Raw genomic sequence first — 6,840 nt, 5'->3', positions numbered from 1 at the left:
TTGTTCTCGCTATGGGAACGCAGCCGAAGCCCAATGGACTTTATCGAGTGGGTTGAACGCTACTCGGAGATTCGGCGACTGTGGCCGATTTCGGCGGTTCATTCCAGTGATGAAGTTTCCAAGGCCGACGAGTTGTTCTCGCTATGGGAACGCAGCCGAAGCCCAATGGACTTTATCGAGTGGGTTGAACGCTACTCGGAGATTCGGCGTTCTCCTGCCCTGCAACGGGTCCGCAGTAGTGAGGAAATCGATACAGCGATGGAATTATTCCGGGAGTGGGAAATAGATAGGAGTGGCGAAGAATTCCTAGATTGGGTCTATTCACAGTAGCCATTGTCCGGATCTATCCTCGGTTGGTGCACTTTGCAGGTTCCTGCATGTTCACTATTGATAGACGCAGAAACGGACCACAGTTCACCGAGTTCTTCCTCGTGTTCCGCAGGGATAGGAATATCGGACGTGGGGTAGGTACTGCCGATAGCGGGTGAAGCTTCAATTCTTGTGCAACCCACCACAGCCAAGTAATGCTCTGGCGGGCAGAATTAAACATAGCAGCAGACCTCAACTCTGCAACTGGAAAATCAAACCTTGGAAACGACGGGCCGTGCCGTATATAAAGTTACTTAGTTAGACGGGAAAGGTTTCCTTTCACCGCCCACAGTTGAATACGTAGAAAAGATATTCATGCAATAAATAACGGTTCTCATAAAAAGGAGTATTTATGTCCAACCTTAAAGATGAATCACAATCCGCACAAGAAAGCAAAACTCCCTCTACAAAGAAAAGAGACAAGGAAAAGGAGCCCGCCTTGTCTAAGGAGGAAGCAGGGAAGCCTAAGGAGCAAGACCAACCGTTAGTAGTTGAAGCAGAAAAAGGAAAGACGGAAAGCCGTACTATACCCGCTGGATCTCGCCGAGAAGAGGGGGTAGTGGGAAGACGTGGAATTCTGGATAGGATTCGTGGTCTTTCTCCAGAAGCCCGGTACAGGATTGGAAATATTGGATTAATCCTATTTCAAGCGTGGGTGTTCTTTGTTGCAAACTTCCTAGCTAACTTCTCTGACTGGTGGGGAAATCGCTCTCCACAAGAAGCAATGGGGTGGTCTGCACCTTTCGTTTTCCTATTCTTCATTTGTTTGATCATGTACTACATACCTGTCTGGGATAAAGAAAAGGAACCCCCGAGGCTGGTTGTAGGACTAGTTTTCGTAGCGATTGTTGCGGCGATCCCAGCTGGAGTTGAAGCATACCCCAAGTTTGATCAAGCGGATTCCTCATGGTGGAAGGCTATAAAATTGGCAATCGGTACCGTCTGTCAAGGTACTGCAGGATATATTGCGTGGAAAGCAGCAGGCCTTATACCAACGCCTGCCGCTAAGAAGCGTAGTAACGAGGATAGTGAAGAGTAAGCGTGACGGACATTGTTCATGAAGTCCAGGACACGCACCTGTGTGCGTTGTTTATTGCGGCGCATGGGGATGCTGGAGACTACGAGTACACACTTAGACGCCGCCAACAGTGCGGCCAAACACCTGCAAGCAATGCAAGCAAAACTGCCTGCCACTTCCCCACTGGCCCGCGACGCCGGCATACTAGCTGGTGCTGTTGCAAAGTTGGGGCAGTAGGAAGAGCGACGTGAAATAATCACAGCCATGGGTATCTTCTCCGGTCGTCATCCCCCCCCGTGACATCATCCTGTGGGCAGTGGGTGGTACCGCCGCTACGGGGTGAGCTACCGCGATCCGGAGGAAATGATGACCGAGCGGGGCGTGCGGGTCGATCACACTACGATCTACCCTTGGGTCCAGAATTGCGCCCCTGAGTTGGACAAGCAAACACGGTGGTACCGACCGGTACCTGACTGGCAGGCCAGTTCCTGGCGGATGGATGATACCTATATCCGGGTCAGCGGCAGGTGGTGCTACCTCTATCAGGCAATCACCGCCGGTGGCCAGACCCTGGACTTTTACCTCTCTCCAAAGCGGAACGTGGCCGCAGCGAAGTGTTTTTGGCCAAGGCCGTCAGATCCAATGCGTCAGCCGGGTATCCCAAAGTGATCAACACCGATAAAGCACCCTCCCTAGCCAGGGCAATCACCGAGTTGAAGTCAGAGGGAATCTGCCCGCCAACAGTGGAACACCGGCAGGTGAAATACCTCAACAACATCCTGGAAGGCGACCATGGTCGGCTGAAGCGGATCCTCGGGCCGAAAGGCGCGTTTAAGAACCGGACGTCTGCATATCGCATGTTGAAAGGGATGGAGGCGATGCGCTCATTGCGGAAAGGGCAACGCGCGATGTTTGCCTACGGGCAACCGGACCCGGACGCGGTGTTCGTCAACCGGGGCTTCGAGACGGCCTAACAACGCCCACACGCTGCGGCCGTCAGGGAATGAGAAACTGAGTCTTCGCCGCTGTCCTCCCAACTTTGCAACAGCACCCTTCGGCGTCGTTTGACGGTGCCGCAGGCGATTGCTCGTGATGATTCTGGTGAGTGGGTGCCGATGGAGCCTAAGTCGTGGGAGCAACAGACGGTGGCGGTTCCTGCGTCGATTATGCCTCTAATTGTGAAAGCTATTCAGGGTAAGGGGCCGGATAAGTTTGTGTGGGAGCGGCCTTCTGGTGGGTGTTTACGTCCGTTGGGGCATACGCCGTTCTTTGCTCATGCGGTGAAGCGGTGTGTCCAGGATGGGGTGATTTCGGTCAGTCTTACTCCGCATGGTTTGCGGCATGTGGCGGCGGGGTTGATGGTGGCGTCTGGTGCGTCGGTGAAGGCTGTGCAAAAGCAGCTGGGGCACAAGTCGGCAATGCTCACCCTGGATACGTATGCGGATTTGCTTGATGGTGACTTGGATGACGTGGCGGGTCGTATGGATGAGGGGCTGCGTGGATTGTCGTGGGGTTGAGTAAGACCCCCTCTCCGATTTCTCGAAAAGGGGGTCTGCCTTGTGCGGCCTGAGGGGATCGAACCCCCGACCTATTGGGTGTAAACCAATTGCTCTTCCAGCTGAGCTAAAGCCGCATGCGCTCTTGCGCTGTTAGAAACAGTAGCGCAAGTTGCTAAAGCAACACAAATCGGCAGGTAAAGCCCTACTTCTTAGTGTAGCCGCGCTGCACCAAGCACGAGCCTTGCCACTCGCCTAGGCGCTCCGCCTTGGTCTGCACTAGGCCTGCCAGCTGAGCGGACTCAGAGATGAGCCCAGGCTCTACGGTTCCCGGCTTGCCGGCACCTGGGGTAAGCAGCCAGACTGCACCGTTATCGGCCAGCGGGCGGCTCGCGTCCACCAGTCCATCCACAAGGTCGCCGTCTTCTTCGCGCCACCAAAGAAGGACTACATCGCACAGCTCGTCATTTTCTTCTTCCAAGAAGTCATCGCCGAGCACGGCCTCGATCGATTCAGAGATTGCGGTATCGCAATCCTCGTCCCAACCAAGCTCCAGGGCGATTTGCCCTTCCTTGATTCCGAGCTTGACTGCAGCGTCAGCCACTATGCATTTCCTTCCTATTTTAGTGAATGTCTGGTCCGCGTATCGCCCGCATCCTGCGGGTAAATCACGGCTTAATAGAAGCATTTTAACGCCCACCGGCCCCTTTTACCCGCCTAAGGGCCGCAATTCCCCCATTTTGCAGGCCCTGCCACCAACGCAGCTGGCTCCACAGAGTTAGCAAACTACCCTCTTTTACCCCAACAAACTTTGCAAAGGTACTGGTTATGGCGATGTAACGTACCGCACGTCCCCTTAAGTCGGACTTCACAACGACTGTGGATCTGTGAGCGCGTATCCTAGTAGGCAAACTGTGCAGACCCTTAAATAGGAGGTTTAAATGGCCGAGAAGGACGCCCACCAGGGCGACTCCAACTTCCCCCTCATCCGCGACGGCGTTGCATCGTATCTTCACGATAATGATCCAGAAGAGACCCGCGAGTGGATGGACTCCCTCGATGGTCTGCTGGACCACTCCGATCCGGAGCGCGCACGCTACTTGATGCTGCGCCTGCTCGAGCGCGCTACTGCGAAGCGCGTTGAGGTGCCGTCGTTGACGTCTACGGACTTCGTCAACACCATCCCCACCACCATGGAGCCGGAGTTCCCAGGTGATGAGGAGCTGGAGAAGCGCTACCGCCGCTGGATCCGCTGGAACGCAGCCATCATGGTGCACCGCGCACAGCGCCCGGGCATTGGCGTGGGCGGTCACATCTCCACCTACGCAGGCGCTGCCCCGCTATACGAGGTCGGCCTGAACCACTTCTTCAAGGGCAAGGACGATCCTTCGGGCGGCGACCAGGTCTTCTTCCAGGGCCACGCTTCCCCCGGAATGTACGCGCGCGCATACATGGAAGGCCGCCTGACCGAAAAGGATCTGGACGGCTTCCGCCAAGAGGTCTCCCGCGGTGAGGGCGAGGGCCTGCCGTCCTACCCGCACCCGCGCCTGATGCCATGGTTCTGGGAATTCCCCACCGTGTCCATGGGCTTGGGCCCGATTAACGCTATTTACCAGGCACGCTTTAATAAATACCTGGAGACCCGCGGCATCAAGGACACCTCCAAGCAGCACGTATGGGCTTTCTTGGGCGATGGCGAGATGGACGAGCCAGAATCCCGCGGTTTGCTGCAGATCGCATCCCTCTACGAGCTGGATAACCTCACCTTCGTGGTCAACTGCAACCTGCAGCGCCTTGACGGCCCGGTTCGCGGCAATACCCAGATCATCCAGGAGCTGGAGTCTTTCTTCCGCGGTGCTGGCTGGGAGGTCATCAAGGTTATTTGGGGCCGCGGCTGGGATAAGCTGCTGGAAAAGGACACCGAGGGTGCCCTCGTCAACGTCATGAACACCACCTCCGATGGTGACTACCAGACCTTTAAGGCGAATGATGGCGCCTATGTGCGTGAGCACTTCTTCGGCCGCGATGAGCGCACGGCCAAGCTGGTAGAAGACATGTCCGATGATGAGATTTGGGCACTGCGCCGTGGCGGCCACGATTACCGCAAGGTCTACGCCGCCTACGCTCGCGCGCTGGAGAACAAGGGCACCGGCAAGCCAACCGTCATCCTGGCGCACACCATTAAGGGCTACGGCTTGGGCCACAACTTCGAGGGCCGCAACGCTACCCACCAGATGAAGAAGCTGACCCTGGATGACCTGAAGCGCTTCCGCGATAAGCAGGAGATTCCGTTCTCCGATGCGGAGTTGGAGAAGGATCCGTACCTGCCGCCGTACTACCACCCGGGCAAGGATTCCCCGGAGATCAAGTACATGCTGGAGCGTCGTAAAGAGCTCGGCGGCTTCCTGCCGGAGCGCCGTGAGGACTTCACCCCGCTTGAGGCACCTGCGCTGGATAAGCTGCGCTCCGTGCGCAAGGGCTCCGGCAAGCAGGAAGTAGCCACCACCATGGCCCTGGTGCGCACCTTCAAGGAGATCATGCGCAACAAGGAGCTGGGCAAGCGCGTTGTGCCAATCATTCCGGACGAGGCCCGCACCTTTGGCATGGACTCCTGGTTCCCCACCATGAAGATCTGGAACCCGCGCGGCCAGAACTACGTGCCGGTTGACCATGACCTGATGCTCTCCTACCGCGAGGCCACCGACGGCCAGATCATGCACGAGGGCATTTCTGAGGCCGGCGCCGCTGCCTCCTTCACCGCGGCAGCTACGTCCTATGCCACCCAGGGCGAGGCCATGATTCCGCTGTACATCTTCTACTCGATGTTCGGCTTCCAGCGCACCGGCGATGCCTTCTGGGCGGCCGGTGACCAGATGGGCCGCGGCTTCATTATCGGCGCTACCGCCGGCCGCACCACCCTGACCGGTGAGGGCCTGCAGCACATGGACGGCCACTCCCCTGTCCTGGCCGCTACCAACCCGGCCGTGGTTTCTTATGACCCGGCCTTCGGCTACGAGGTGGCGCACCTGGTCACCCGCGGTATTGAGCGCATGTACGGCAAGGACCATGAGGCCATCATGTACTACCTCACCGTCTACAACGAGCCGGTGCACCAGCCGGCCGAGCCGGAGGACTTGGATGTGGAGGGCCTGCACAAGGGCATCTACCACTACAACACCGCTGAGGGCGGCTCCATTGCTGCCAATATCTTGGCTTCCGGTGTAGGCGTGCACGAGGCGCTGCGCGCGCAGCAGCTGCTTGCCGACGACTTCGATGTCAAGGCCTCCATCTTCTCCGTCACCTCCTGGAACGAGCTGGCCCGCGACGGTGCCCGCCGCAACAAGGAGGCCCTGCGCAAGGGTGAGGAGCCGACCGAGGCATTTGCTACCTCCCAGCTCAAGGGCTACGAGGGTCCGTTCGTTGGCGTCTCTGACTTCACCACCGAGCTGCAGGAGCAGATCCGCCCGTACGTCCCAGGTACCTACATCACCTTGGGTGCGGATGGCTTCGGCTTCTCTGATACTCGCGAGGGCGCACGCCGCTACTTCAACATCGATGCCGAGTCCATCGTCGTCGCAGTGCTCGATGGTCTGGCTCGCGAGGGCAAGATTGAGCGCTCCGTTGTGGAGAAGGCAGCCAAGGATCTCAAGCTGGATGATCCGACCGCTACCACCCACATCGAGGACTAATCCCCGCATTGGCGCGGGCTAGCCCTGCGCCACGCGCAAATAAAAGGCGCCGCCGGCTTTTGAACTGCTCCCCATTAGTTGGACTGAGAAATCAGTTTCCGATTAGTGGGGAGTAGTTTTCATTGAGAGCCCGAAGTTTGGTGAGTGAGCATCAGCGGGAGCAGTTGGTTGAACTATTTGAGCAAGGCATAGGCTATCGTGCCGCTGCTACTGCTCTTGGTGTCTCCACATACGCCGCCCGTATGCTCTGTCGTCGGTTTAAGCTGCA

5 protein-coding genes, 1 tRNA gene and 1 pseudogene are annotated in these 6,840 nt (G+C 57.4%); 5 read left to right on the top strand and 2 right to left on the bottom strand.

Annotated elements, in window-relative coordinates; all coding sequences use genetic code 11:
- From QP941_RS00035 to QP941_RS00020, 4 genes and pseudogenes are all read left to right on the top strand, one after another.
- Positions 1-330: hypothetical protein (locus tag QP941_RS00035; RefSeq protein ID WP_284867584.1), on the top strand; the 330-nt coding region annotated here is incomplete at its 5' end.
- Positions 331-721: 391 nt separating this feature from the next.
- On the top strand, positions 722-1,408 hold the full coding sequence (locus tag QP941_RS00030) for a hypothetical protein (protein ID WP_284867583.1): 687 nt from the start codon (positions 722-724) through the stop codon (positions 1,406-1,408).
- A 243-nt stretch (positions 1,409-1,651) separates the two neighbouring features.
- Positions 1,652-2,361: pseudogene (locus QP941_RS00025) on the top strand (IS6 family transposase).
- A gap of 96 nt (positions 2,362-2,457) precedes the next feature.
- The gene (locus QP941_RS00020; protein ID WP_284867715.1) at positions 2,458-2,904 is read left to right on the top strand and encodes a tyrosine-type recombinase/integrase; all 447 of its coding nucleotides are present in this window, start codon (positions 2,458-2,460) and stop codon (positions 2,902-2,904) included.
- A 43-nt stretch (positions 2,905-2,947) separates the two neighbouring features.
- Here QP941_RS00020 and QP941_RS00015 read toward each other — a convergent pair.
- A tRNA-Val gene (locus tag QP941_RS00015) sits at positions 2,948-3,020 on the bottom strand.
- A gap of 68 nt (positions 3,021-3,088) precedes the next feature.
- Entirely contained in the window at positions 3,089-3,487 is a 399-nt protein-coding gene (locus QP941_RS00010; protein ID WP_005324380.1) for a DUF3052 domain-containing protein, read from the bottom strand.
- Between the two features lie 337 nt (positions 3,488-3,824).
- On the opposite strand from QP941_RS00010, the gene aceE reads away from it, so the two are divergent.
- Entirely contained in the window at positions 3,825-6,572 is a 2,748-nt protein-coding gene (gene aceE, locus QP941_RS00005) for a pyruvate dehydrogenase (acetyl-transferring), homodimeric type (RefSeq protein WP_284867582.1), read from the top strand.
- Positions 6,573-6,840 lie beyond the last annotated feature (268 nt).

It is taken from the genome of Corynebacterium sp. MSK150 (assembly GCF_030229215.1).
GTDB lineage: Bacteria > Actinomycetota > Actinomycetes > Mycobacteriales > Mycobacteriaceae > Corynebacterium.
The sequence above is the reverse complement of the archived record's forward strand: the minus strand, read 5'-3'. Positions and strand labels throughout refer to the sequence as shown.